This window comes from Pseudomonas sp. MPR-R2A5 (assembly GCF_058793055.1).
Map to the genome: position 1 here is coordinate 1 of NZ_JBXAFK010000072.1, position 24,916 is coordinate 24,916.

General features: G+C 62.7%; 21 protein-coding genes. 6 read left to right on the top strand and 15 right to left on the bottom strand.

What is annotated here, in order from left to right:
* On the top strand, positions 1–241 hold a 241-nt coding region (locus tag AC1Q6I_RS32345; protein WP_492618414.1), incomplete at its 5' end, for a hypothetical protein.
* A 31-nt stretch (positions 242–272) separates the two neighbouring features.
* Here AC1Q6I_RS32345 and AC1Q6I_RS32350 read toward each other — a convergent pair.
* Both AC1Q6I_RS32350 and AC1Q6I_RS32355 read right to left on the bottom strand, forming a co-directional pair.
* On the bottom strand, positions 273–998 hold the full coding sequence (locus AC1Q6I_RS32350; RefSeq protein ID WP_102625508.1) for a cobalt-precorrin-6A reductase: 726 nt from the start codon (positions 996–998) through the stop codon (positions 273–275).
* A complete protein-coding gene (locus AC1Q6I_RS32355) occupies positions 995–2,200 on the bottom strand; it encodes a bifunctional cobalt-precorrin-7 (C(5))-methyltransferase/cobalt-precorrin-6B (C(15))-methyltransferase (protein ID WP_024073156.1) in 1,206 nt (401 codons plus the stop codon). Before AC1Q6I_RS32355 ends, AC1Q6I_RS32350 begins: the two co-directional genes overlap by 4 nt.
* 95 nt (positions 2,201–2,295) lie before the next feature.
* On the opposite strand from AC1Q6I_RS32355, the gene cobG reads away from it, so the two are divergent.
* The 5 genes from cobG to AC1Q6I_RS32380 all read left to right on the top strand — a co-directional run bounded on the left by cobG (position 2,296) and on the right by AC1Q6I_RS32380 (position 7,587).
* Positions 2,296–3,585, top strand: a complete 1,290-nt coding sequence (cobG, locus tag AC1Q6I_RS32360) for a precorrin-3B synthase (RefSeq protein ID WP_305883458.1) — start codon at positions 2,296–2,298, stop codon at positions 3,583–3,585.
* Positions 3,578–4,204 (top strand): precorrin-8X methylmutase, encoded by a 627-nt coding sequence (locus AC1Q6I_RS32365; protein WP_069075170.1) that lies wholly within the window; start codon positions 3,578–3,580, stop codon positions 4,202–4,204. Before cobG ends, AC1Q6I_RS32365 begins: the two co-directional genes overlap by 8 nt.
* Positions 4,204–4,935, top strand: coding sequence for a precorrin-2 C(20)-methyltransferase (locus AC1Q6I_RS32370; protein WP_102625507.1), 732 nt, complete (start codon positions 4,204–4,206; stop codon positions 4,933–4,935). The genes AC1Q6I_RS32365 and AC1Q6I_RS32370 overlap by 1 nt, the downstream gene beginning before the upstream one ends.
* Entirely contained in the window at positions 4,935–6,572 is a 1,638-nt protein-coding gene (gene cobJ / locus AC1Q6I_RS32375; protein WP_024073160.1) for a precorrin-3B C(17)-methyltransferase, read from the top strand. The genes AC1Q6I_RS32370 and cobJ overlap by 1 nt, the downstream gene beginning before the upstream one ends.
* 238 nt (positions 6,573–6,810) lie before the next feature.
* Positions 6,811–7,587 carry a hypothetical protein gene (locus AC1Q6I_RS32380; RefSeq protein ID WP_069075172.1) on the top strand — a complete coding sequence of 259 codons (777 nt, stop codon included), beginning with the start codon at positions 6,811–6,813 and terminating at the stop codon, positions 7,585–7,587.
* Here the strand turns inward: AC1Q6I_RS32380 and AC1Q6I_RS32385 are convergent.
* The 13 genes from AC1Q6I_RS32385 to AC1Q6I_RS32445 all read right to left on the bottom strand — a co-directional run bounded on the left by AC1Q6I_RS32385 (position 7,584) and on the right by AC1Q6I_RS32445 (position 24,765).
* Complete coding sequence (locus AC1Q6I_RS32385) at positions 7,584–8,180, bottom strand: MarC family protein (protein ID WP_024073162.1); 597 nt, start codon at positions 8,178–8,180, stop codon at positions 7,584–7,586. The two genes, AC1Q6I_RS32380 and AC1Q6I_RS32385, sit on opposite strands and share 4 nt — an antisense overlap.
* Positions 8,181–8,487: 307 nt before the next feature.
* On the bottom strand, positions 8,488–11,259 hold the full coding sequence (locus AC1Q6I_RS32390) for a hybrid sensor histidine kinase/response regulator (RefSeq protein WP_102625506.1): 2,772 nt from the start codon (positions 11,257–11,259) through the stop codon (positions 8,488–8,490).
* 102 nt (positions 11,260–11,361) lie between these two features.
* A complete protein-coding gene (gene purD / locus AC1Q6I_RS32395; protein WP_024073164.1) occupies positions 11,362–12,654 on the bottom strand; it encodes a phosphoribosylamine--glycine ligase in 1,293 nt (430 codons plus the stop codon).
* Between the two features lie 163 nt (positions 12,655–12,817).
* The gene (gene purH / locus AC1Q6I_RS32400) at positions 12,818–14,425 is read right to left on the bottom strand and encodes a bifunctional phosphoribosylaminoimidazolecarboxamide formyltransferase/IMP cyclohydrolase (protein WP_024073165.1); all 1,608 of its coding nucleotides are present in this window, start codon (positions 14,423–14,425) and stop codon (positions 12,818–12,820) included.
* Positions 14,426–14,506: 81 nt separating this feature from the next.
* Complete coding sequence (gene fis, locus AC1Q6I_RS32405) at positions 14,507–14,827, bottom strand: DNA-binding transcriptional regulator Fis (RefSeq protein ID WP_002555375.1); 321 nt, start codon at positions 14,825–14,827, stop codon at positions 14,507–14,509.
* Entirely contained in the window at positions 14,824–15,837 is a 1,014-nt protein-coding gene (gene dusB / locus AC1Q6I_RS32410; RefSeq protein ID WP_024073166.1) for a tRNA dihydrouridine synthase DusB, read from the bottom strand. The genes fis and dusB overlap by 4 nt, the downstream gene beginning before the upstream one ends.
* Before the next feature lie 185 nt (positions 15,838–16,022).
* The gene (locus AC1Q6I_RS32415; protein ID WP_024073167.1) at positions 16,023–17,276 is read right to left on the bottom strand and encodes a DUF3426 domain-containing protein; all 1,254 of its coding nucleotides are present in this window, start codon (positions 17,274–17,276) and stop codon (positions 16,023–16,025) included.
* A gap of 30 nt (positions 17,277–17,306) precedes the next feature.
* Positions 17,307–18,185, bottom strand: coding sequence for a 50S ribosomal protein L11 methyltransferase (gene prmA, locus AC1Q6I_RS32420; protein WP_024073168.1), 879 nt, complete (start codon positions 18,183–18,185; stop codon positions 17,307–17,309).
* 277 nt (positions 18,186–18,462) lie between these two features.
* A complete protein-coding gene (accC, locus tag AC1Q6I_RS32425; protein ID WP_024073169.1) occupies positions 18,463–19,824 on the bottom strand; it encodes an acetyl-CoA carboxylase biotin carboxylase subunit in 1,362 nt (453 codons plus the stop codon).
* A gap of 17 nt (positions 19,825–19,841) precedes the next feature.
* Positions 19,842–20,303, bottom strand: coding sequence for an acetyl-CoA carboxylase biotin carboxyl carrier protein (accB, locus tag AC1Q6I_RS32430; RefSeq protein ID WP_069075188.1), 462 nt, complete (start codon positions 20,301–20,303; stop codon positions 19,842–19,844).
* 24 nt (positions 20,304–20,327) lie between these two features.
* Positions 20,328–20,783, bottom strand: a complete 456-nt coding sequence (gene aroQ, locus AC1Q6I_RS32435; RefSeq protein WP_024073171.1) for a type II 3-dehydroquinate dehydratase — start codon at positions 20,781–20,783, stop codon at positions 20,328–20,330.
* A 297-nt stretch (positions 20,784–21,080) separates the two neighbouring features.
* Positions 21,081–23,042, bottom strand: coding sequence for a methyl-accepting chemotaxis protein (locus AC1Q6I_RS32440; RefSeq protein WP_102625554.1), 1,962 nt, complete (start codon positions 23,040–23,042; stop codon positions 21,081–21,083).
* 52 nt (positions 23,043–23,094) lie between these two features.
* Complete coding sequence (locus tag AC1Q6I_RS32445; protein WP_024073173.1) at positions 23,095–24,765, bottom strand: response regulator; 1,671 nt, start codon at positions 24,763–24,765, stop codon at positions 23,095–23,097.
* Positions 24,766–24,916 lie beyond the last annotated feature (151 nt).

The window sequence follows — 24,916 nt, forward strand, 5'->3', positions numbered from 1 at the left end:
TTTTGATCATTTGGCGAGTTTAAAAGTTGCGCTAGGTGGTATGCCGGGGAAATACATGGCTACTTCAGACCATCCTTTGATGTTGCTTGTATTGCCCATTTCAAGTCGAAACAAAGCAGTTGAAACTTTGGTTGCTGCCGGCACACTCAACGATGAAAACCACTCATCGAATGGGCTCAACTGGTTATCGCGTCGGTATTCTTCAATTTCAATCATTGGTCGCCCTGAAGGTAACAAATAGGTTACTAATCAAGCAAGCGAGCGATCCTGACTTATCGAATGAAATCTGCCAACGAATCGATTGTTTCCGCGGGCGACAAAAGCTCCCGATCCACAGCCGCCAACACCGGCCGCTTCATCACCAATACCGGCACCCCACGCTCCCTCGCCACTTCCAGCTTCGGCTCCGTCGCTGCGCTGCCGCTGTTCTTGCTGATCAGCACGTCAATGCCACGCCGTTCGAACAACGCCCGTTCATCCTCGATCAAGAACGGCCCGCGCGCGCCGATCACTTCACAGCGCTCATTGCCCGGATACACATCCAGCGCCCGCAGTGTCCAGAATTGCTCCGGCGGGATCTCATCAAGGTGCTGCAGCGGCTCTCGTCCCAACGTGAACAGCGGGCGCTTGAACGGTTTCAACGCTTCAATCAACGCGGCCCAATCGCTGACCTCTCGCCAATCATCCCCCGCCTGCGGCTGCCACGCCGGACGCCGCAACGCCCAACACGGCACACCGCACACCCTTGCTGCCTCGGCGGCATTGCGGCTGATCTGCGCCGCGTACGGGTGAGTGGCGTCGAGGATCAGGCTGATGTGTTCGTCGCGCACAAACTGCGCCAGCCCTTCGGCGCCGCCATAACCGCCGACACGCACTTGGCAGGCGAGATCGGTCGGCACACGGCCCACACCGGCCAGGCTGTAGATATGCTCCGGCCCCAACGTACGAGCGATAGCCAGCGCTTCGGTCACACCGCCCAGCAGCAGGATGCGTTTCATCGCGGCTTGACCACTTCCAGCAGGGTGATCGGAAGCGCCTGCCGCCACGTATCGAATTCACCCAGCGGCTGGGCCTGAGCGACGTGGATACGGGTCAGTTCACCGCCATGTTGAGCGCGCCAGTTCATCAAGGTCATTTCACTTTGCAGGGTCACGGCGTTGGCGACGAGCCGGCCGCCGGGGCGCAGGTGTTGCCAGCAGGTGTCGAGCACGCCCTCGCGGGTGACACCGCCGCCGATGAAGATGGCGTCGGGTGCTGTAAGGCCGTGCAAGGCTTCCGGGGCTTTGCCACGAATCAACTGCAAACCGGGCACGCCGAGGGCGTCGCGGTTGTGTTCAATAAGGCCCTGGCGGCCTTCGTCCGCTTCAATCGCCAGTGCGCGGCAACTGGGGTGCGCACGCATCCATTCGATGCCGATGGAGCCGCTGCCCGCACCCACGTCCCACAGCAGCTCGCCGGGCATTGGGGCGAGGCGGGCGAGGGTCATGGCGCGCACATCGCGCTTGGTCAGTTGGCCGTCGTGCCGGAAGGCGGAATCGGGCAAGCCAGCGAGGCGCGATAGACGGGGTGTGTCGCTGGAGGCCAGGCAGTCGATGGCGACCAGGTTCAAGTCGGCGACCGAGGCGTGTTGCCAATCCTCGGCCAAACCGTCGATGCGCCGCTCATCCGCGCCGTCCAGGTGTTCAAACACTGTCAATCGGCTGGGCCCAAACCCGGATTCGGCCAACAACGAAGCAATCAACGCGGGACTGCCGCCGTCATTACTCAGCACCAATAACCGCACACCCGTGGCCAGATGCGCGTTGAGCGCCGCCACCGGCCGGGCCACCACGGACAGCGTCACCACCTCCTGCAACGGCCAGCCCAACCGCGCCGCCGCCAACGACACCGACGACGGCGCCGGCAAGATCAGCAGTTCTTCAGCCGCCACCTGGCGCGCCAAACTGGCGCCCACGCCATAGAACATCGGGTCGCCGCTGGCCAGCACGCACACAGGCTCGCCGCGCCGCGCCAGTACCGGCTCCAGGGAAAACGGGCTCGGCCACACCTGGCGCTCACCACGAATACACACCGGCAACAGGTCCAACTGGCGCTGACCACCTATAATCCGCGAGGCGCGCAACAGGGCATGCCGGGCATTCCTGCCCAGCCCCTTGAAGCCGTCTTCACCGATGCCTACAACCGTCAGCCAGGGCGACATATCAATTCCTTGAACGACATCCGACGGGCAGGCTTTTCATGCCGCCGGACAAAGCAGGCATAATACCGCGCCTTTACCCGTGAACCGGTAGCCCTGTGAACCCAACGCCCGCTCTGAACACCTTGCGCCCCTCGGCTTGTCCGGGGTTGCTGCGTATCGTCCAGGCGCTGGATGGCGGCATTTGCCGGATCAAATTGGCCGGTGGCTCGATCAGCGCCTCCCAGGCCCATGCCGTGGCGGATGCGGCCCAGGCGTACGCGGGGGGCGTGATCGAGGCGACCAACCGCGCGAACCTGCAGATTCGCGGGATCGGTGTCGAGCAAGACGCCTTGATCGCCAGGCTGCTGGCCGCCGACCTGGGCCCGAGCAACGCCGCCGGGGATGACGTACGCAACCTGATGCTCAGCCCCAGTGCCGGCATTGATCCACAGATGCTGTTCGACACCCGCCCGTTGGCCGAGCAGATCCTCGCCACCCTGCAAAATCATCCGCGTTTCCATGAGTTGTCGGCCAAGTTCGCCGTGCAACTGGACGGCGGCGAGGCCCTGGCGATGCTCGAGCATCATCACGATCTGTGGCTGTCGGCGTTCGTACGCAATGGCCAGACGCTCCTCGCGTTCGGCCTGGCAGGTTGTCCGGGGCTGGATGCGCCGTTGGCTGCCGTGCCGTTGGAGCAGGGTCATGCATTGGTGGTGGCGGTGTTGGAGGCGTTTCTTGACCTCGCCACCCCAGAGCAAACGCGCATGCGCCATCTGGCTGTGGATAAGTTGCTGAGCCGCCTCAGCCTGCCGCTGCTGCCAGCCGACGGCTTCCAGCGCCCCCCCAGCGGTGCTTTGCTGCACCTCGGGAGTTATCCACAGTCTCAAAAAAATCAATTCTACGTCGCTGCCATCGTACCCTTGGGGCGCCTGGATTCGACGATGCTCAGAGGCGTCGCGCAACTCGCCAACGAACATGGCGACGGCACATTGCGCTTCACCCCTTGGCAAGGTGTGCTGCTGCCCAACGTCGAAAAACCTCACGCCGTGACCCAACGCCTGGGGCAGCTGGGCTTCCTCTGCACGCCCGACCAACCCCTGGCGCGCATGACCGCCTGCACCGGTTCCAGTGGCTGCGTAAAGGCGCTGGCCGATACCAAGGTCGACGCCATGCGACTGGCCTCATTACAGACCGAGCACGAGGTTCACCTGTCCGGCTGCCCACGCTCCTGCGCTGCGGCACATACCGCGCCGGTCACCCTGCTGGCGGTGAGTCCTGGCCACTACGACCTCTATTTTCGCGATGCCGCCCACCCAGGCTTCGGCCGGCTGCACGCGCGCACTCTTTCCATTGAAGCGGCGGGCGCCCTGCTGCGCGCTCGCCCACGGAGCAACACCGATGATTGATTACATCCGCGACGGTCAGGAGATCTATCGCAACTCCTTCGCCATTATTCGCGCGGAAGCCAAGTTGGAGCGTATCCCGGCTGATTTGGAGAAACTCGCGGTGCGGGTGATTCATGCCTGCGGCATGGTCGAGGCCATCGACGGCCTGCAGTTTTCCGAAGGCGCGGGCAAGGCCGGGCGTGATGCGCTGGCTGCTGGCGCGCCGATTCTGTGTGATGCGCGGATGGTCTCCGAAGGCGTGACCCGCGCGCGCCTGCCGGCCAACAACGAAGTGATCTGCACCCTGCGCGACGACAGCGTGCCGGCGTTGGCGCGGGAGCTGGGCAACACCCGTTCCGCCGCCGCACTGGAGCTGTGGCGCCCGCACCTGGCAGGCAGTGTGGTGGTGATCGGCAACGCGCCGACGGCTTTGTTCTACCTGCTGGAGATGCTCGACGCCGGTGCGCCGAAGCCGGCGCTGATCCTGGGGTTCCCGGTCGGTTTTGTCGGCGCCGCCGAGTCCAAGGCCATGCTGGCCGCCGATAGCCGTGGCGTGCCCTTCGTGATCATGCAAGGCCGCCTGGGCGGCAGTGCCATGGCCGCCGCCGCAGTCAATGCCCTCGCCACGGAGGTCGAATAATGCCGGCACGCGGACGTTTGATCGGCCTGGGCGTCGGTCCCGGTGACCCGGAGCTGATCACCCTCAAGGCCCTGCGCCTGCTGCGCGAGTCGCCCGTGGTGGCGTACTTCGTGGCCAAGGGTAAGAAGGGTAACGCCTTCGGCATCATCGAAGACCATCTGGTGCCGCAACAGACCCTGATGCCGCTGGTGTACCCCGTGACCACCGAAACGCTGCCGGCGCCGCTGTCCTATGAGCAAGTGATCAGCGACTTCTACGACGGCGCCAGCCTCGACGTCGCCGCGCATCTGGACGCCGGCCGTGACGTGGCGGTGATCTGCGAAGGCGACCCGTTCTTCTACGGCTCCTACATGTACTTGCACGACCGCCTCGCCGAGCGCTACGAAGCCCAGGTCATCCCGGGCGTGTGCTCGATGCTCGGTGGTGCCTCGGTACTCGGCGCGCCATTGGTGTATCGCAACCAGAGCCTGTCAGTGCTCTCGGGTGTGTTGCCCCATGACGACCTCAAGCGCCGCCTGGCGGATGCCGATGCGGCGGTGATCATGAAACTGGGGCGCAATTTCCCCAAGGTGCGCCAGGTGCTGGAAGAACTCGGCCTGGCCGAGCGTGCGCTGTATGTGGAGCGCGCCACCATGGCCAACCAGAAGATCGTGCCGCTGGATCAGGTGGAGCCGATGTCGTCACCGTATTTCTCATTGATCATCGTGCCCGGTGAACGGTGGCAAGGTTGATGAAGCCGGCGATTGTCATCCTTGGCCAGGGCAGCCTGGCCACTGCGCGCAAGATTCAACAGGTTTACCCTGGCGCGCTGATCCATGGCCTGGCCGGGCGGGTCGACGGCGCGGACCAAGCCTACAGTGAGTTCGGTGCGACCCTGCGCCAGCTGTACCAGCAAGGCACGCCGCTGATTGCGTTGTGCGCGGCCGGTATCGTGATCCGCACCCTGGCGCCGCTGCTGCTGGAAAAAGGCGAAGAACCCGCCGTGCTGGCCGTGGCTGAAGACGGCAGTGCCGTTGTACCGCTGCTGGGCGGCCTGGGAGGCGTAAACGTCATGGCGCGGGATATTGCCGCGGCCCTGGGCGTGCACGCTGCGATCACCACCAGCGGCGAGTTGCGTTTCGGCACCTGCCTGCTCAACCCGCCGGCGGGCTATCAACTGGGTGACCTGGAGCTGGGCAAGCGCTTTGTCTCGGACCTGCTGGCCGGCGAAAGCGTGCGCATCGAAGGTGCCGCGCCGTGGCTGGACCAGGCCAACCTGCCGCAGGATCAGCAGGCGCGCCTGGCGATTCATGTGGGCAATACCGAGCGTGCGCCTGCGGCCAATGAATTGCTGATCTATCCGAAGAACGTCTGCGCTACGTGCAAGCCCGGTGCGCAGTTGGCGGCGCGTGTGCGCACGGCGTTGCATGACGCGGGGATCGCCGTGCAATCCCTGGCCTGCCTGTTGGCCAGTGAGACGCAGATGGCGCAAGCATCGTTGCAGGATGCCGCGTTGGCGTTGGGCGTGCCGCTGCGCTTCGCCAAGGTGGAGCAAGACGCAGAGATCATGATCACTGTCGCCGAGCAGCCCCTGGATGTGTCGCAAATTGGCCGCGCGCGTGGGCGCCTCGCCGTGATCGGCCTGGGCCCTGGCGCGGCCGAACTGATGGTTCCGGCGGTGAAGGCCGAGCTGGCGCGTTGCACCGATGTACTGGGCTATGAAACCTATGTGCGCATGGCCGGGCCTTTCCGTGACGACCAGGTGCAGCACTGCACTGATAACCGTGAAGAAATGCAGCGTGCGCGCCACGCGTTCGAGCTGGCAGCCCAAGGCCGTTCGGTGGTGGTGGTGTCGTCCGGCGACCCTGGTGTATTCGCCATGGCTGCGGCGGTGATCGAGGCGTTGCACGAGTCCAGTGACCCGGCGTGGCATCAGGTCGACCTGGAAATCCTGCCGGGGGTGTCCGCCAGCCTGGCCACGGCTGCCCAGGCAGGCGCACCGTTGGGACATGATTTCTGTGTGATGTCGCTGTCGGATAACCTCAAGCCCTGGGCGATTATCGAAAAACGCCTGGACCTCGCTTCCCAGGCCGACCTGGCCCTGGCGTTCTACAACCCGATCTCGCGGGCGCGGCCATGGCAATTGGGGCGTGCCCTGGAAATCGTCGCGCAGCACCGCACGGCCGACACGCCGGTGGTACTGGGCCGCGATATCGGTCGCCCCGGCCAGACCCTGCGGGTCACCACGCTGGGGCAACTCACGCCCGACCAGGTGGACATGCGCACCATGGTGCTGGTCGGCTCATCCACCACCTGCACGTTCCCACGTGCCGGTGGCGGTGAGTGGGTGTACACGCCGCGCTGGTACGGGGCCAAGCCCGTCGCCTGAAAACGGCCCCGCAGTGGCCCGAAAGCTCCGAGTGACGATGGGTGAACACCTGCCGTTATGCGGGGCTTTTTCTTTTTTTGTCGATGAAAGCCGGAAGGCCGGGGGATACGCCCAACGATCGCTGGGAGGCGTTTTTCGCGGTGTGTTCGCAAGCGATGTTTGTCGTCTGGAAAACCCGCCAGCCCCTGGACTAGTGTGGTCACACGCCCTATGTGGGGTGCTTGTGGAGAACTGGAAAATGGAGCGACATCACAGAAGGATCAATCACACCAAACGGCGCAAGTTGATCGCCGCGTACAAACTGCCTGGGGCGCCTGGGGCGCAGCCGGTCAAGATCGACGTCGAGGATGACTGCAATGCGGCGGTGGTGAACAACGGCGTGATTTCATTTGCCGACGGCCTGAGCGGCCTGAACCGCGAGTACATTCGCAAAAGCTATCTGCTGGCCAGCAGCTACGTGAGCGATGTGTTGAAGGTCCACCGGGGTACCGAGCAGTGGTACGACGAATTCATCAAGGTCATGGTCAGCCTGGGCTGGCTGCCGGTGCGCAGTCGCTTCGAGCGGGTCTCAGGCTCTGGCAAGGGCCTGACGGTGCAACTGGCGGCGTTGAATATCATTGCTGCCATGCTGGCGTCGACATCCCTGAGCGGACCCTGGCTGGAGGCGCTGCCGAAGTTGGCGGCCGATGCGTTGGAAGCCTTGAAGCAACAGCCGGCTTCTTTCGAGCTGTTCAAGCGCAACAGCACCGTACGCCAGGGCGGTGATTTCGGCCTGGCATCCTGCGCCGAGCGCGACGGCGAAGTGATGATGGTACTGGTGACCTACAGCAGCCAGGGCGTGAGCAAGCAGGTGGGCTTGCCGTTTCTGGAGTGGGACAGCTCGTCGTTCGAGGCTTTCAGTGGGCAAACCTGCCTGGTGCTGAATACCTCGGTGGTCAACGAAAAAACCATCCAATTGATGCGTGAGAGTGCGGGGGACAAAGTCCAGCTGGCAATCGCCAAGTACCGGATCTAGGGCACCAGGTAACCGCGCACGCCGGTAAAGATGATTTGCGCAGCGAGGGCGCACACGAACAACCCCATCAACCGGCTGACAATCTGTAAGCCCTGGTCGCCGAGAATGCGTTCGATACGGTTGGACAGGTACAGCACCACGCCCACTGTGAGGCTGGCCAGGGCGATGCTGAGGATGGCGGAGATCTTGTCATCCCAATGGGGCTGGCTGACGCCCATCACCAGCAGCGCACCGATAGTGCCGGGGCCGACCGTGAGCGGGATCGTCAGCGGCACAATGGTGACGTCCTGTTGCACGTTGTCGGTCTGTACCGCCGACTTGCCCTGGGCCATCCCCAGGGCGGAGATAAACAGCACACTGCCGGCGCCGATGCGGAACGCATCCACGGTGATGCCGAATACACTGAAAATCACCCGGCCGAACAGGTAGAGCAACACGCTTGAGATCAGGGTCGCCAGCGCCACTTTCCAGGCCAGGCGCCGCCGCTCCTTGCTGGAGTAGCCACGGGTCAGGCTGATAAAGCAGGACAGTACGAAGAACGGGCTGTAGAGCACCAGCATCTTCAGGTAAACGCTGAATAGCACGTGGAGCATGGGAGCGGCTCGTGGGCGGGGAAAGTGTGGAGAGTCTATCAGGCGTCAGAGATCAAATGTGGGAGGGCGCGTGCCCCGATGACCATGGGTATCTGCCCCACTTTTCAGCCCTAGACAAATCCCCCCTGTGGCGAGCGGGCTTGCCCCGCGTTGGGCTGCGAAGCAGCCCCAGAACCAGCCGCTGAGGAGTGCCTGATACTCCGCATTCCGATTGATTGGGGCTGCTGCGCAGCCCAACGCGGGGCAAGCCCGCTTGCCACAACAAGCGGGCTTGCCACAACAGTTCTATCTGCCGGGTGTTCTGCGTTCAGGACGGGGCGTGTTCCGGGCGTTGTTGACGCTGCGCCACCCAGAACTCCACCAATTCGCGCAGCTGCGACAGCTCTACCGGCTTGGCCATATGCCCGTCCATTCCGGCCTGGCGTGCGCGTTCTTTATGTTCCGAGAGGATGTGCGCCGTGAGGGCGACGATCGGCGTGCGGATGCGTTGGTGGCTGACCTCCCACGCACGCAATTGCTGGGTCGCCGAGAAGCCGTCGAGGATCGGCATTTCACAGTCCATCAATACCAGGTCGTAGCGCTGGGCTTTCATCGCTTCCAGGGCTTCTTCGCCATTGCTGGCGGTGTCCGGGTTGAGGTTGAGCTTGCCCAGCATGCCGCGGATCACTTTGGTGGAGATGCTGTTGTCTTCAGCGACCAGGATGCGGAAATCACTGGGCACGGTGACAGGCGCTGGCACGCTCAGGGGCGCGCGGGGCTGTACATTGCCTTTGCTGCGCTGGGTCAGCTCGTCGGCCAGGGTGGTCTTGAGGGTATAGCCGGCCACCGGCTTGGCGAGGATGCGCTTGATTCCGCAATTGCGCGCAATGATCTTGCTCGGCGCGTTGCTGATGCCGGTGAGCATGATCAGCAGGATGTCGTGGTTCAGGCTCGGATCTTCCTTGATTTTCGCCGCCAGTTGCATGCCGGTCATGCCCGGCATGTTCTGGTCGAGCAGCACCACATCGAAGTAATCACGCAGGTGCGCCTTGGTGCGCAGCAGCGCCAGGGCTTCCTTGCCCGACGGCACGGCGCTGACGTTGAGGCCCCAGGCGGTGCATTGCTGCACGAGCACTTTGCGGCAGGTGTCGTTGTCGTCCACCACCAGTACCCGCGCGCCCTTGAGCGGGCCATCGAGGTCGGAGGTCGGGTGCTCCAGGCGTTCCGGGTCCAGCGGCAGGGTCAGCCACAGGGTGCTGCCCTGTTGCGCGCCACTCTTGATACCAAATTCGCCATTCATCAACAGGATCAGTTGGCGTGCGATCACCAGGCCCAGGTGGCCGGTCAAGCGCGTCTCCGACAGGAAGTTCTTGCTGTGCAACTCACTGTGCAGCAACGCGTCGCGCTCGGCGGCTTCCATCGGCAGGCCGCTGTCTTGTACGGCAATGCGCAGGCGCGGCTTGGTGCTGCGTTCGTCCAGTGCCACGACGATCAGCACTTCACCTTCGTCGGTTTTCTGCAGGGCGTTTTCCAGCAGGCTCAGCATCGCCTGGCGCAGGCGTGTCGGGTCGCCGCTGATCACGCGCGGCACCTGGGGCTGGATAAAACTGATCAGCTCGACGTTCTGCTGCTCGGCCTTGGCGCGGAAGATGCTCAGGCAGTCTTCGATCAGGGCATTCAGGTCGAACTGCACGTCGTCCAGTTCGATTTGCCCGGATTCGAGCTTGGAGATATCGAGAATCTCGTTGATCAGCGTGAGCAGTTCGTTACCGGCGCTGTGAATGGTCTGCACATAGTCGCGCTGCTTCACCGACAAAGGCGTGCCCAACAGCAGTTCGGTCATGCCCAGCACGCCGTTCATGGGGGTACGGATTTCGTGGCTGATTTTCGCCAGGAACTCGGCCTTGGCGGCGATTTCGGCATTGCTGGCGGCCAGGTCGCGGCTGACACTGAAGCGTTTTTCGACAATCGCGCGCTGGCGCTCGCCCAGGGCCAGGCTCATCAGCAGGCCGCTGAGGCAGACAAACCCGAGCAAGGTGATGATCAGGCCTTGGGGTGCTACCAGTGTCAGACCGAGCAGGGCGGGCAGGATGATCAACGTGCCGATGTTGAATACGACCATCGCCGCCACGAACAGCCGCGCCGGGCGGTAGCCTTTTTGCCAGTGGTAGGCCGAGACAAACAGCATGCTCAGGCCCGCCAGCGCTACCAGGACGTAGGTGATGATGTTCAGCGGCAGGGTATTGACGAACAACAGCAACAGGCCACACAGCACGATCAGCAGGATGTCGGCCATCAGCAGCTTGTTCAGCGGGTGCGGGCCCAGGGGCATGAAGAAGCGGTAGGCAAACATCAGCCCGCAGGGTGCGGTCAGCAGCAGGGCGAGGTAGGCGCCTGGCGTCTGGATCGCGTGCCAGTCGGGCAGCCATGGCCCCACCAGGTTGAGCAGCAGCGCCAGGCTGAGCATCAACAGGCCTTCGCACGCCGCCAGCCACAGGCTGCTGCGCGAGCGGTGGTAGGCGAAACGTGTGAGGTTGTGCAGGATCAACATCAACAGGCAGCCGAACAGCAGGCCATAGATCAGCGTCTGGTTCTGGTCGGCGGCGGCCAGGACGGCCGGCTCCAGGGTGATGTAGGGGCGCAGTTCGTGTTCCGAGACCAGGCGCAGGTACACCTCGAGGGGCTTTTGGCTCTGGGGCATCGGCAGCATGAAATCGCTGCTGGGCAACGGGCGTTCCGCCTGGGGCTGGCGGGTGCCGGTGCTCTGTTGTTCGATCAGGGTGTCGCCGTCCAGCACATAGAGGCTCAGGTGTGAGACGTCCGGGGCGAATATGCGCAGCACTTGCTCGTGCTTGCCGGGCTGCAGCTTGAAACGTACCCACAACGCACCGTCCGGCGAGGCGGCGGTAATCCGGTCCAGTTCGATGGGGCTGAATTGATTGGTGTAGCGCGAAGAACGGATGTCGCTCAGTTGCAGGTCGGCCTGTTCATCAAGCAATACCGCCCAGCCACTGCCTTGCGCGGCGGCCTGGGCCGGGAACAAGCAGAGCAGTGTCAGCAGACTGACAGTAAAACCTATGGCGATCCTGAGCCAGCGCACGGCGAAATCCCTTCGTAGGTTGATGCACGGTTAACTATGCGCGGGGAGGCCTGTATACGGCAAGGGCCAGAGGCCCTTGCCTAACCGAACGGATAGCTAGTGTTACTGGTTTTCGCCACGTTCGCGTGCAATGGCGCGATAACCGATGTCCGTGCGGTAGAAACAGCCTTTCCAGTCGATCTTCGCCGCCAGCTTGTAAGCCTGTTGCTGTGCAGCGTCGACACTGGCACCCATCGCGGTAGCGCACAACACACGGCCACCCGCGGTGACAACCTTGCCATCCTTGAGCGCGGTGCCCGCATGGAACACCTTGCCTTCCAGCGTAGCAGCCGCGTCCAGGCCTTCAATCACATCGCCTTTGGCGTAGTCGGCAGGGTAGCCGCCGGCTGCCAGCACGATGCCGACGCTCGGGCGTGGATCCCACTGTGCTTCAACCTTGTCCAGCGCCTGGGCGAGGGCGGCTTCCACCAGCAGCACCAGGCTCGATTGCAGGCGCAGCATCACGGGTTGGGTTTCCGGGTCACCGAAGCGGCAGTTGAACTCGATGACTTTCGGGTTGCCGGCCTTGTCGATCATCAGGCCGGCGTACAGGAAGCCGGTGTACACGTTGCCTTCGTCGGCCATGCCGCGCACGGTTGGCCAGATCACCAGGTCCATGACGCGCTGGTGCACCTCGGCGGTCACCACCGGGGCCGGGGAGTAGGCACCCATGCCGCCGGTGTTCGGGCCGCTGTCGCCGTCGCCGACGCGCTTGTGGTCCTGGCTGGTGGCCATCGGCAGTACGTTCTTGCCGTCGACCATCACGATAAAGCTGGCTTCTTCGCCGTCGAGGAACTCCTCGATGACCACGCGCGAACCGGCATCACCAAACGCGTTGCCGGCGAGCATGTCGCGCACCGCGTCTTCGGCTTCCTGCAAGGTCATGGCGACGATCACGCCTTTACCGGCGGCCAGGCCGTCGGCCTTGATCACGATCGGTGCGCCTTTTTCACGCAGGTAGGCCAGGGCCGGCTCGATCTCGGTGAAGTTCTGGTAGTCGGCGGTCGGGATCTTGTGGCGCGCCAGGAAATCCTTGGTGAAGGCTTTCGAGCCTTCCAGCTGGGCCGCGCCAGCGGTTGGGCCGAAGCAATCCAGGCCGCGGCTGCGGAACAGGTCCACGACACCGGCAACCAATGGCACTTCCGGACCGACGATGGTCAGGGAGACGTTTTTCTCGGCGAAGTCGGCCAGTTGTTCCAGGGCCAGTACGTCGATGGCGACGTTTTCGCACTTGGCTTCGATGGCGGTACCGGCGTTGCCGGGGGCGACGAAGACTTTCTGGACGCGTGGGTCCTGGGCAACTTTCCAGGCCAGGGCGTGTTCACGGCCACCGCTGCCAATGATCAAAACATTCATGTCAAAAACCTCTGTGAAACGCTGTGCTTTCTGTAGGAGCGAGGGGGACGCCTAGTTCTTGCTCGCGAAGATCGTCAACGATGACGGGGGGCATCTGGCTCCCCGTGGCGTTTTCGGGCTTTTCGCGAGCAAGCTCGCTCCTACAGTAGGAAAGCAGTGGTGTTTAGTGACGGAAGTGGCGCATGCCGGTGAAGACCATGGCAATGCCGGCTTCATCTGCGGCGGCGATCACTTCGGCGTCACGCATCGAGCCGCCCGGTTGGATCACGGCAGTCACGCCAGCTTTCGCGGCATTGTCCAGACCGTCGCGGAACGGGAAGAACGCATCGGAAGCCATCACTGAACCGGCGACCTGCAACCCGGCGTGTTCGGCCTTGATCGCGGCGATACGCGCCGAGTTCACGCGGCTCATCTGGCCGGCGCCGACACCGATGGTCTGGCGGTTCTTGGCGTAGACGATGGCGTTGGACTTCACATACTTGGCCACTTTCCAGGCGAAGATCAGGTCGTTGATTTCCTGCTCGGTCGGCGCGCGCTTGGTCACTACCTTCAGGTCGGCGCTGCTGATCATGCCAATGTCGCGGCTCTGGACCAGCAAGCCGCCATTGACGCGCTTGTAGTCCCAGGCGGCGGCGCGTTCGGCCGACCACTCGCCGCAGGCCAGCAGGCGCACGTTGGCTTTCGCGGCAACAATGGCGCGGGCTTCTTCGCTGACGGAGGGCGCGATGATCACTTCGACGAACTGACGCTCGACGATGGCCTTGGCGGTCTCGGCGTCCAGTTCACGGTTGAAGGCGATGATGCCGCCGAAGGCCGACTCGGTGTCGGTGGCGTAGGCCAGTTCGTAGGCCTGGCGGATGCCGCCTTCAGCGTCGGGGCTGACGGCCACGCCGCATGGGTTGGCGTGCTTGACGATCACGCAGGCGGGCTTGACGAAGCTCTTCACGCATTCCAGCGCGGCGTCGGTATCGGCCACGTTGTTGTAGGACAGCTCTTTGCCTTGCAGCTGGGTCGCGGTGGCGATGCCCACTTCGGCCGGTTTGGCTTCCACGTAGAACGCCGCGCTCTGGTGCGGGTTCTCGCCGTAGCGCATTTCCTGGGCCTTGATGAACTGGCTGTTGAAGGTGCGCGGGAACTGGCTGCGGCCTTCAGTGCTCAGGGTTTCGGCGGCCTGGTTCACGGTGCCCATGTAGTTGGCGATCATGCCGTCGTAGGCGGCAGTGTGTTCGAACGCCTTGAGCATCAGGTCGAAACGCTGGGCGTAGGTCAGGCCACCGGCCTTCAGGCTTTCCAGCACTTGGGCGTAGTCGCTGGCGTTGACCACGATCGCCACGTCTTTGTGGTTCTTGGCCGCCGAGCGCACCATGGTCGGGCCGCCGATGTCGATGTTCTCGATGGCGGTCGGCAGGTCGCAGCCTGGCTTGTTGATGGTGGCTTCGAACGGGTAGAGGTTGACGGCCACCAGGTCGATCGGCTTGATGCCGTGTTCGTTCATGATCGCGTCGTCGACGCCGCGACGGCCGAGGATGCCGCCATGGATTTTCGGGTGCAGGGTCTTGACCCGACCGTCCATCATTTCTGCGAAACCGGTGTAGTCCGCGACTTCTACTGCGGCCACGCCGTTGTCCTGCAGCAGTTTGAAGGTCCCGCCCGTGGAGAGGATTTCCACGCCCAGGGCTTCCAGCCCCCGGGCAAATTCGAGGATCCCGGTCTTGTCGGAAACACTGATCAAGGCGCGGCGGATCGGCAGGCGGGTAGTCTGGTCGGTCATTTCAATTTCCATCAAAAGCAAAGGAGTCAGCAAAAAAGGCGACCGGTTTTACGCGGGCGCCTTTCTGGTTGGATTGAATGCTTACAGCAAATCGTATTGTTTGAGCTTTTTGCGCAAGGTGCCACGGTTGAGGCCCAGCAGCTCACTGGCTTTGGTCTGGTTGCCCTTGACGTAGTTCATCACGCTTTCGAGCAAGGGTGCCTCGACTTCGGAGAGCACCAGGTTGTACACGTCCGTGACGGAAGCGCCCTCAAGGTGGGCGAAATAATTGTGCAGCGCCTTCTCGACACTCCCGCGAAGGGTCTGGCCTTCTTCGCTCGGCGTGTTGAGGTGCTGTTTCAAATTGACGTTGTCGCTCACGGGTGTTGTTCCACTCACTAAAGTCTCGGTCATCATCGTCATGCGGCCACCCCCTTTCCGTCCCCTGTCCCCAGGCTCTTGTAACGTTCGCTGAAGAACTCACGAACGTTGGCGCACTGTGCTTCCGTATCATCCAAACGATTGAAGTGGGCGCGGAACTCCCTGGCGCCCGGCAGGGTTGCGAGATACCAGCCGACATGCTTGCGAGCAATGCGTACTCCCATCACGTCTCCATAGAAGGCGTGCAGGGCGGCCAGATGCTCTAGCAGAATACGTTCCACCTCGATCAACTCCGGTGCCGGCAGGGTTTCGCCCGTACGCAGAAAATGCTCGATCTCACGAAAAATCCACGGTCGCCCCTGGGCGGCCCGGCCAATCAACAGGCCATCGGCACCGGTTGCGTGCAGCACGCGCCGGGCTTTCTCGGCTGAATCGATATCGCCATTGGCAAACACCGGCATCGACACCGCCTGCTTGATCGCGGCAATGGTGTCGTACTCGGCTTCACCGGTGTACAGATCGGCGCGGGTGCGGCCATGTACCGCCAGCGCTGTAATACCCGCCTGTTCGGCGATCTTCGCCACCGTCAGGCCATTCTTGTTGTCCCGGTCCCAGCCGGTACGAATCTTCAGGGTCACCGGCACATCCACTGCGGCGACAACGGCCTGCAGGATCTCGGTGACCAACTGCTCGTCCTTCAACAACGCGGAACCGGCGGCCTTGTTGCAAACCTTCTTGGCCGGGCAGCCCATGTTGATATCAATGATCTGCGCACCCAGCTCCACGTTGGCTCGGGCCGCATCCGCCAGCATCTGTGCATCTCCACCGGCGATCTGTACCGAGCGGGGCTCGGGATCACCCTCGTGGATCATGCGCATCCGCGATTTGCGGGTGTTCCACAAGCTCATGTCGCTGGTGACCATTTCCGAGACTACTAGACCCGCGCCCAAACGCTTGCACAGCTGACGAAAGGGCTGGTCGGTGACGCCCGCCATGGGGGCGAGAATCAAGCCATTCTGCAATGTGTATGGGCCGATGCGTACCGCCGACATAGGACTTCCCTGTTGTGGGGCCGGATCATTAGAGTTCGAAAAAGGGTTGGCATGATACCCGCTCTCGATGACTGGATAAAGGCTGAATTGGATAAAATCTGAACAGTTATTTCTTTATCGCCACCGGTTTGGTCGCCGGTGACTCAGTCTGGAATCTGTCGTAAAGCTTCGCTGCGTGAACCGATTCACTCGGGCGAGTGGAAGCTCAGGCTGTAATTCACGGCTTTGTTGCCCGGATCGAGGATGTCCAGGGAGATATGGATCGGCGTCTGGGAGGGCATTTCGCTCACCCCGGCCAGCTCGCCACTCAGGTATTCGGCGGGCTTGAAGCGACGACTGGCGATCAGGCCGCCGTTCAAATCGGCAAAGCGCAGTTCCAGCAGCGGGAATGGCTGGGAAAACGTCGCGCGGTTATAGATGATCGCGTCCACCACCAGCGCCCCGGCGAAGTCCGGATGGCTGCGTACCACCAGGTTGCTGCTCTTGATATGGGCGATATCGACGCGCGACGGCACGGTGCAGCCCAATGTCGGGCATAACTGCTGGAACCATGGGCGGTAGGCGTCCTGGCGGGCCAGGTCGTCGAATTGGTAGGCGATGTACTGGCCGGCTAGGCCGGCGGCGGCGATCAGCACCAGCAACAGCCAGATCAGGCGACGGCCCCAACCCGACGGGCGTTTCTGCGCGTAGAGGTGCAGCGGGTCGTCTTCCAGGTCCTGGAGGACATCGTCGTGGGCACCGGTCTCGGCGCGCGGGCGTTTGCGGCGGGGCAGGGGGCGTTCTTCGGGGGCTGCCGTGTCTGCTTCGTCGGTAATGGGGGTGACGGGCGGGTCGAGTTCAGCCGCGTCATGGGTGGCATGCAGCGGTGGTTCGTCATCGATATCGTCCATGCTGAATGACATGGACGGTTCGGTGCGCTGTCGGGGCGCCGTTGCCTTGGCTGGCTCAGGCTCGTCTTCAGCGGCTTGGGTGCGTTCTTCAGGCGGCTCGCTGAACAGGCTGGCGGCCCACTTTTCTTCCTCGGCCTTGACGGTATCGCGGCTGGCGCTGAGGGACTCTTCTTTTTGCCGGCGGTCGGAGCCGGGTTGGCGACGCTCCGCACCCACCGGCTGGGTGTGCTGAATCTCGCGGCGTTCCAGCTTGGCCAGTTCTTCGTCCAGGTCCAGGTTATCCAGGTCCAGCTCTTCGGCTGTCCACTGCTTCTGGCTGATTGCCCGTGTTGTCTCGGGCGCTGCCTGCGGGGCTGGCTCAAGGGCCGCCGGTGGTTCCACAGCGGCGGCGGGCGCGTGGGCGCGCTGCTCGAGTAACTGGCGAGCGGCGTTGAACACTTGCAGGCACGAGCCGCAGCGCACTACGCCGCGGGCCACGCTCAACTGAGCGTGGTTGACGCGAAAGCGCGTTTGGCAATGCGGACATTGGGTGACGAAACTGTCGGTCATGCGGCCATCCGATTCAGGCAAGCGCTCATTCTAGCGCCGACGCCCGCTGATGCGTACCCAGCCATCGCGGTTGGCGATCGGATCCAGCTCGAAATCCTTCGCGTACGCGGCGGCAACGTCTTCGCCTTGCTCGGCAAGGATACCCGACAGCGCCAGGCGGCCACCCGGCTTGACCAGGCTCGACAGCTGCGGCGCCAGGGAGACCAGCGGGCCGGCGAGGATGTTGGCCACCAGCACATCGGCTTGCACCTGGGGCAAGTGCTCCGGCAGGTACAGTGGGAATTTGCCTTCAGGGATGTTGTTGCGCCCGGCGTTGTCGCGGGAGGCTTCCAGGGCTTGCACGTCGATGTCGGTGCCCACGGCTTCCTTGGCGCCCAGCAGCAGGGCGGCAATCGCCAGGATCCCCGAGCCGCAGCCGAAGTCCAGCACGTGGCTGTCGGTCAGGTCCTGGCCGTCCAGCCATTCCAGGCACAGGGCCGTGGTCGGGTGGGTGCCGGTACCGAAAGCCAGGCCCGGGTCGAGCAGCAGGTTGACTGCATCCGGCTCAGGGGCGGCATGCCAGCTTGGCACGATCCACAGGCGCTGGCCGAAACGCATTGGCTGGAAGTTGTCCATCCAGCTGCGTTCCCAGTCCTGGTCTTCGATCACTTCGCTGTGGTGCTCTGGCAGCGGGCCACCGGTGAGCAGTTCCATATGGGCGAGGACGGCGGCGGCATCGGTGCCGTCTTCGAACAGGGCGAGCAGATGGGTATGGGACCACAGCGGGGTGGTATTGAGTTCCGGCTCGAAGATCGGTTGGTCTTCGGCGTCCATGAACGTCACCGACACCGCGCCCACTTCGAGGAAAGCGTCTTCGTAGGTTTCGGCTTGTTCTGGGCTGATGGCGAGGCGGACTTGCAGCCAAGGCATGGCGGGCACCTTTGAATAAAAATGAGTGTGCGACGAGCGAGGTCGCGAAAGCGCGCAAGTTTACGCCAGCGAACAGCAGAAGACGACACTACTGACTGCACGCCGGTCAAATGTGGGAGGGGGCTTGCCCCGATGCAGTGTGTCAGTCTCAGTATCTGTCACTGATCCACCGCTATCGGGGGCAAGCCCCCTCCCACATTTGGACTGTGTACATCTTCAAAGTAGAGGGCCCACAAACAACAAAGCCGCCCGAAGGCGGCTTTGTTGGGTGGAGCACTTACTGGTTGGCCAGCTTGTGTTCCAGGTAGTGAATGTTCACACCACCCTCGCAGAAGCCTTCATCGCGAACCAGGTCCCGATGCAGCGGGATGTTGGTCTTGATGCCGTCGACCACGATTTCGTCCAGGGCGTTGCGCATACGGGCCATGGCCTCGTCGCGGGTGGCGCCCCAGGTGATCAGCTTGCCGATCAACGAGTCGTAGTTGGACGGGACCTTGTAGCCGCTGTACAGGTGCGAATCGACGCGAACGCCGTTGCCGCCTGGGGCATGGAAGTGCTTGACCAGGCCTGGGCTCGGGATAAAGGTCTTCGGGTCTTCGGCGTTGATCCGGCACTCCAGGGAGTGGCCGTGGATCTTCACGTCGTCCTGGGTGAAGGACAACACGTTGCCGGCGGCGATGCTCAGCATCTCCTTGACGATGTCGATACCGGTGACCATCTCCGAAACCGGGTGCTCTACCTGCACGCGAGTGTTCATCTCGATGAAGTAGAAGCGACCGTTCTCGTAGAGGAACTCGAAGGTACCGGCGCCACGGTAGTTGATGTCGATGCACGCCTTGACACAGCGCGCCAGGACTTCCTGGCGGGCTTTCTCGTCCAGGCCCGGTGCTGGTGCTTCTTCCAGTACCTTCTGGTGACGACGTTGCAGCGAGCAGTCGCGATCACCCAGGTGGATGGCGTGGCCCTGGCCGTCAGACAGAACCTGCACTTCCACGTGACGTGGGTTGGTCAGGTACTTTTCCAGGTAGACCATCGGGTTGCCGAACCAGGCGGCAGCTTCCGAGCGGGTCTGCTTGGCCGCTTCGATCAGTTCTTCTTCCTTGTGCACCACGCGCATGCCGCGACCACCACCGCCACCGGCGGCCTTGATGATCACCGGGTAACCGACTTCGCGACCAATGCGCAGGGCGGTTGCCTCGTCTTCAGGCAGCGGGCCGTCGGAGCCAGGCACGGTGGGTACGCCGGCGGCGATCATGGCGTCCTTGGCCGAGACCTTGTCGCCCATCAGGCGAATGGTTTCGGCTTTCGGGCCGATGAAGGCAAACCCGGATTTTTCCACCTGTTCGGCGAAATCGGCGTTTTCCGCGAGGAAGCCGTAGCCCGGGTGGATGCCATCAGCGCCGGTCACTTCAGCGGCCGCGATGATGTTCGAGACTTTCAGGTACGAGTTCGTGGCCAGTGGCGGGCCGATGCAGATGCTTTCGTCCGCCAGTTTCACGTGCATCAATTCGGTATCGGCCGTCGAGTAAACAGCGACGGTCTTGATGCCCTCTTCCTTACAGGCGCGCAGGATACGCAGCGCGATCTCGCCGCGGTTGGCGATCAGGACTTTTTGCAGTTTCTTCGCAGGTTTCAACATCGAAGGCGCTCCGCGGTTCAAACGATGGTGAACAGCGGCTGGTCGTACTCAACCGGCTGACCGTTTTCTACCAGGATGGATTCGACGACGCCGGCTTTTTCAGCGGTGATGTGGTTCATCATTTTCATCGCTTCCACGATGCAGATGGTGTCGCCCACTTTCACGGTCTGGCCTACTTCAACGAAGGCTGGCGAGGTCGGTGCCGGGGTGCGGTAGAACGTACCGACCATTGGCGACTTGACCACGAAGCCGTTCAGCGCTGGCGCGGCCGGTGCGGCTGGAGCAGCGGCAGCAGTAGGTGCGGCGGCCGGCGCGGCAGCAGGTGCCGGTGCTTGCATTTGTGGTGCGTAGAACTGTTGGGCCGGGGTCTTGCTGTGACGGCTGATCCGTACGGACTCTTCGCCTTCCTTGATTTCCAGCTCGTCGATACCGGATTCTTCCAGCAGTTCGATCAGTTTCTTAACTTTACGGATATCCATGAATCATCAACTCCCAAGGGTCGGTCAGGGGCGCTTGGCCTGTTCTTCAAGCTGTTCCAGGGCGGCCTCCAGGGCCAGTCGGTAACCGCTGGCGCCAAGGCCGCAGATCACTCCTACCGCTACGTCGGAGAAGTAAGAGTGATGGCGGAAAGGTTCGCGTTTGTGCACGTTGGACAAATGCACTTCGATGAATGGGATGCTCACCGCCAGCAACGCGTCACGTAATGCAACGCTTGTATGCGTAAAAGCGGCGGGATTGATCAGGATAAAGTCCACGCCTTCGCCGCGCGCGGCATGGATGCGATCAATCAATTCGTACTCGGCATTGCTTTGCAGGTAGAGCAAATGGTGGCCGGCATCACGGGCCCGTCGTTCCAGATCAAGGTTGATCTGATCGAGGGTCACTGCCCCGTAGACGCCCGGTTCACGGGTGCCGAGCAGGTTCAGGTTGGGTCCGTGAAGAACCAGTAAGGTCGCCATCGGCTGTTCCTTGTTATTGATGTGGGTACGGCAGAACCCGGCGACTATGCCGCAAAGCCTTTGTGACTGTCCAGTTCTATGCAGTAGGCGGCACGATTAGCGAGGATAGCGCAAAATTTATGACTGAGGCCTGGGATCCGGTCATGGGTAATACCGTCTTGAAACCTGTAGCGATCAAATGTGGGAGGGGGCTTGCCCCCGATAGCGGTGGATCAGTCACATAGATGTCGACTTCACTCCGCTATCGGGGGCAAGCCCCCTCCCACATTTGTTGTTCACCTGGCGCCTGGCGGGGGGTCAGACCCGGAAGGCTTTTACGGCGGTATTGAGCTGCCCACCCAGCACCAGCAGGTGCTCACCCTGGCTACGTCCCTGGCCGATGCGCAGCAAATTATCCTCACCCAGTTGGTGAATCCGCTCGCTGTTATCGCGAATCTCACTCACCGCGCCACTCTGCTGCGCGGTCACATCGGCGATGCGCACGGCGGTGTCGGAGATGGTCTGGATCGCGCTGACGATTTCATCCAGGGCGCCGTCCGCTGCCTGGGCTTGCTGGGCGGTGGCCTCGGCGTGTTCGACCTGGGCGCGCATGCCCTGCACCGATTGGTGGGCCGCGGTTTGCAGGCCGGTGATCAAGCCCTGGATTTCGGCGGTGGCGCCAGCGGTGCGTTGGGCCAGGGTGCGTACTTCGTCGGCGACCACGGCAAAACCGCGCCCGGCCTCACCGGCACGTGCGGCTTCGATGGCGGCGTTGAGTGCCAGCAGGTTGGTCTGGTCGGCAATCGAACGGATCACTGTCAGCACCCCACCGATAGTCGCGGACTCTTCGGCGAGTTTTTCGATCATCTGTGCGTTTTGCTGCACTTCGCCTACCAGCGCATGCAGTCCGGTCAGGCTCAGGCCGATCACCCGCTGGCCTTGCTCGACCGCCTGGCCCGCGCTGCGGCTGGCGCCGGCAGCCTGGCTGGCATCGCCGGCCACCTGCTGGATGGTCGCTTCCAGTTCGCCCAGGGAATCGCGGATCTGCGCGGTATCCCCGGCCTGGCGTTCGGCGCCATCGTGCAGGCCGCTGCTCAACTCGGCCAGGGCCCGGCTGCTGCCGGCCACTTCTTCGGCATTGCCGCGAATGGTGCCCACCAGGTCCACCAGATAGGCGCGCAGCCGGTTCAAGGACGCCTCGATATCGCGCAGTTCGCGGTTGGTCTTGCCCAGGGCAATTGGCTGGCTGAAGTCACCTTCGGCCCATGTCGACAAGGCCGGTGCCAGGTTGGTCAGCACCCTTGCCAAGCGCCGTTGGAGGGTGTCGATCAGCAGCGCGATCAACAGGATCAGGCCAATCATCACCCCTTGCATCAGGCGCACTTCGCCCTGGATCTGCGCATGCTGCGCGCGCACCACCGGTTCCAGGCTGGCGATGGCCTGCTGCACGGCGGTGATTTTCAGGTGGGTGCTGGCGGCCAGGGCGGTGCGTTGCTGGATCTGCTCGCGGGTGCGCTTGAGTTCGGCGGGGTAGCGGGTCAGCAGGCTGTTGAGTTCGCGCTTGAGGTCGACGCCCGTGTCCTGGGCTTCGGTTTTTTCGCTGTTTTCCAGGCCCATCAACGCGGAAAAGTCATCGGTGTTGGACTCGGTGCTGGCCTTGACGCCAAGCAATGGCAATTGCTCCAGCAGGTCTGCCTGGCTGCGGATATTGCCGACTTCACGCTCCACATCATCGGCCAGCTCCGCGCGACCGCTGCTCACCAGCTTGTCGCGGGCCAGGGACAGCTTGCCCAGGTGTTGGGCGGCGGCTAAAAGCGGCGGCAAGTAGCGCGCGGCGTCCGGCGTGTTGACGCCGATGGCGTACCGGCTCAACTGCTCCAGGTTTGCGCCCAGTTCGCGCTCGGCTTGCAGCAACAGGGCTTGTGGGTCGCCGGCCAGTTTGCCAGCGGCGAGCAGGTCGGTTTTGCTGAAGGCATCCAGTTCCACCAGGCTGGGCCGCAGGTTTTGCGCCAGTGCCGTCGGCAGTTCGTCCAGGTGTTTCAGCAGGTTTTCCAGGCTCTGGCTGGCGCTGCTCAAGCGCAGGGCATCGCCACTGGCCAGGTAGTCGTCGATATTGCGCGCGGCCTGGTTCTGGAAGGTCTGCGACAGGCTCAGGTAGCGTTCCATCAGCAAATAGGGCCGCTCAAGCGCTCGTTGCGACCACCACAGCGTCGCCCCAAGGGCCAGGCATACGGCCACCAGCAGGAGGGTATTGAGATTGGTCAGCAGCTTCAGGCGCATGCGTAATTTCAACCGACAGCGAAGATAAGTGCCTGAAGTTATTGCGTTTGCGTTACAGAGTTATGACGGAATCACTGGATTCCGGTGAAAAGATGGCACTTTGCTTTGATGTGCGCGCCGCTTGTACGCGATTGCGCCCGGCGTCCTTGGCGCGGTACAGCGCTTCATCGGCCTGGGCGGCCATCATCAGGCTGTCGGAGCCGTCGCACAGCTCCACCAGCCCGGCGCTGAAGGTGCACCACAAATCCTGTGGCTGGGCCGGGTAGTGAATTTCGGCAAAGCGGCCACGAATTTCATCCAGCACCTTGCAGGCCGATTCCAAGTCGGTGTCGGGCATGACAATCGCAAATTCTTCACCGCCATAGCGACCGATGTAGTCGGTCTTGCGCAAACGTTGCTTGAGAAACAACGCCAGGCTCTTGATCACCCGGTCGCCCATGGGGTGGCCGTGGCTGTCATTGACTCGCTTGAAGTGGTCGATATCGAGCATGGCGAAGCTCAACGGCTTGTTCTCGCGGCGTGCGCGGAAGCTACAGTCTTCGAGCAATTGCAGGATGTGGGTGTGGTTGTACAGCCCGGTCAGGCTGTCACGCACCATCCGCGCCTTGAGGTTGCGCGCACGGGCGGCGCGGTTGCGCACCGTGGTGATCAGGTGGCGCGGCTTGATCGGCTTGGTGAGGAAGTCGTCGCCGCCTTCGCTCATGGCGTCCAGCTGTTTATCCAAGTCGTCTTCGGCCGACAGGTAGATGATCGGTACGCTGACATAGCGGTCATTGTGGCGAATCACCTTGGCCAGTTCAGTGCCGGTGCAGGCCGGCATATACATGTCGAGGATGATCAGGTCGGGCTGGAAGTCCGCCAGTTCGGCCATGGCCTGGATCGGTTCGATCAAGGTGCGGGTGACGATGCCGGCGCTGTTGAGCAAACGCTCGGTGTGCAGGGCCTGGGCCCGCGAGTCGTCGATGATCAACACTTTATAGGGTTCGTACTGGGCGACGCAGGTCAGCACTTCGATCTTTTCCAGCAGGCTCGAGGCTTCCAGCGTACCGGTGAGGAATTCCTGGCCGCCAGCGCGTACGGCCGCCAGGCGGGTCGGGGTATCGGTTTCGTGCAGGCTGAAAAACAGCAACGGCAGCTTTTGCTCCAGACCTTCCTGGGCTTCGGCGGCCAACTGGAGGCCCAGGCCCGGGCCGCAAAAATCCACGTCCATCACAATCGCCGATGGCAGGCGGTCGGCCATGCATGCGCGGAACGCTGCCACGCTGTCCAGGGACTGGGCGCTCAAACCGAAGAACTCCAGCTGCTTGGCCAGGCGTTCGGCGCGGTCATGATCGGCGAGCATTACGTAGATCGGCTTGCGCATCGGCGGCAGGAAGGTTTGTTCCAGCTGGTCGCCCTGGCGCAGGCCGGTGCGGGACAGGCGTTGCATCAAGCGGTTGAGTTCGGTGATCAGTTGGCTGCTCAGGCGGCCGCGATTTTCGTCCACGGCCTTGAGTGACTCGCCGATATGGTGCGCCAGTTGACCGTGCTCCGGCTGTTCGAAGCGCTCGGCGAAGCGCAGCAGGCGCAGGTTGGCTTCGCTGAGTTCGGAAAGGTCGGCGCTGGACCATTCGCTGCGTTGCAGGCGCTGCCAGATCTCAAGAATTTGACGTGCCTGATGAATTACCCGCTGGGCAAAATGGTGCTTGAGGCGCTCACGGCTGGGATCTTCTGGCTCGGTCATATCCTGACTACTAGTTAGGGTGCATGCTGAGGTCGAACTGATGGCTCTATGCTAGCACCTCTTTTCCGTTCGATGAGTGTCATACGTCAATTAACTGCATGTCCCTGGTATTCAGTTACCGACCTATCAGTCGCGCAGCGGAAATGGCGTG

Excerpts from the sequence above, each read along its gene's own strand:
- AC1Q6I_RS32350 (WP_102625508.1), bottom strand. The coding sequence starts at position 998 with ATGAAACGCATCCTGCTGCTGGGCGGTGTGACCGAAGCGCTGGCTATC.
- AC1Q6I_RS32355 (WP_024073156.1), bottom strand. The coding sequence starts at position 2,200 with ATGTCGCCCTGGCTGACGGTTGTAGGCATCGGTGAAGACGGCTTCAAG.
- AC1Q6I_RS32365 (WP_069075170.1), top strand. The coding sequence starts at position 3,578 with ATGATTGATTACATCCGCGACGGTCAGGAGATCTATCGCAACTCCTTC.
- AC1Q6I_RS32370 (WP_102625507.1), top strand. The coding sequence starts at position 4,204 with ATGCCGGCACGCGGACGTTTGATCGGCCTGGGCGTCGGTCCCGGTGAC.
- cobJ (WP_024073160.1), top strand. The coding sequence starts at position 4,935 with ATGAAGCCGGCGATTGTCATCCTTGGCCAGGGCAGCCTGGCCACTGCG.
- AC1Q6I_RS32380 (WP_069075172.1), top strand. The coding sequence starts at position 6,811 with ATGGAGCGACATCACAGAAGGATCAATCACACCAAACGGCGCAAGTTG.
- AC1Q6I_RS32385 (WP_024073162.1), bottom strand. The coding sequence starts at position 8,180 with ATGCTCCACGTGCTATTCAGCGTTTACCTGAAGATGCTGGTGCTCTAC.
- purD (WP_024073164.1), bottom strand. The coding sequence starts at position 12,654 with ATGAATGTTTTGATCATTGGCAGCGGTGGCCGTGAACACGCCCTGGCC.
- purH (WP_024073165.1), bottom strand. The coding sequence starts at position 14,425 with ATGACCGACCAGACTACCCGCCTGCCGATCCGCCGCGCCTTGATCAGT.
- fis (WP_002555375.1), bottom strand. The coding sequence starts at position 14,827 with ATGACGATGATGACCGAGACTTTAGTGAGTGGAACAACACCCGTGAGC.
- dusB (WP_024073166.1), bottom strand. The coding sequence starts at position 15,837 with ATGTCGGCGGTACGCATCGGCCCATACACATTGCAGAATGGCTTGATT.
- AC1Q6I_RS32415 (WP_024073167.1), bottom strand. The coding sequence starts at position 17,276 with ATGACCGACAGTTTCGTCACCCAATGTCCGCATTGCCAAACGCGCTTT.
- prmA (WP_024073168.1), bottom strand. The coding sequence starts at position 18,185 with ATGCCTTGGCTGCAAGTCCGCCTCGCCATCAGCCCAGAACAAGCCGAA.
- accC (WP_024073169.1), bottom strand. The coding sequence starts at position 19,824 with ATGTTGAAACCTGCGAAGAAACTGCAAAAAGTCCTGATCGCCAACCGC.
- accB (WP_069075188.1), bottom strand. The coding sequence starts at position 20,303 with ATGGATATCCGTAAAGTTAAGAAACTGATCGAACTGCTGGAAGAATCC.
- aroQ (WP_024073171.1), bottom strand. The coding sequence starts at position 20,783 with ATGGCGACCTTACTGGTTCTTCACGGACCCAACCTGAACCTGCTCGGC.
- AC1Q6I_RS32440 (WP_102625554.1), bottom strand. The coding sequence starts at position 23,042 with ATGCGCCTGAAGCTGCTGACCAATCTCAATACCCTCCTGCTGGTGGCC.
- AC1Q6I_RS32445 (WP_024073173.1), bottom strand. The coding sequence starts at position 24,765 with ATGACCGAGCCAGAAGATCCCAGCCGTGAGCGCCTCAAGCACCATTTT.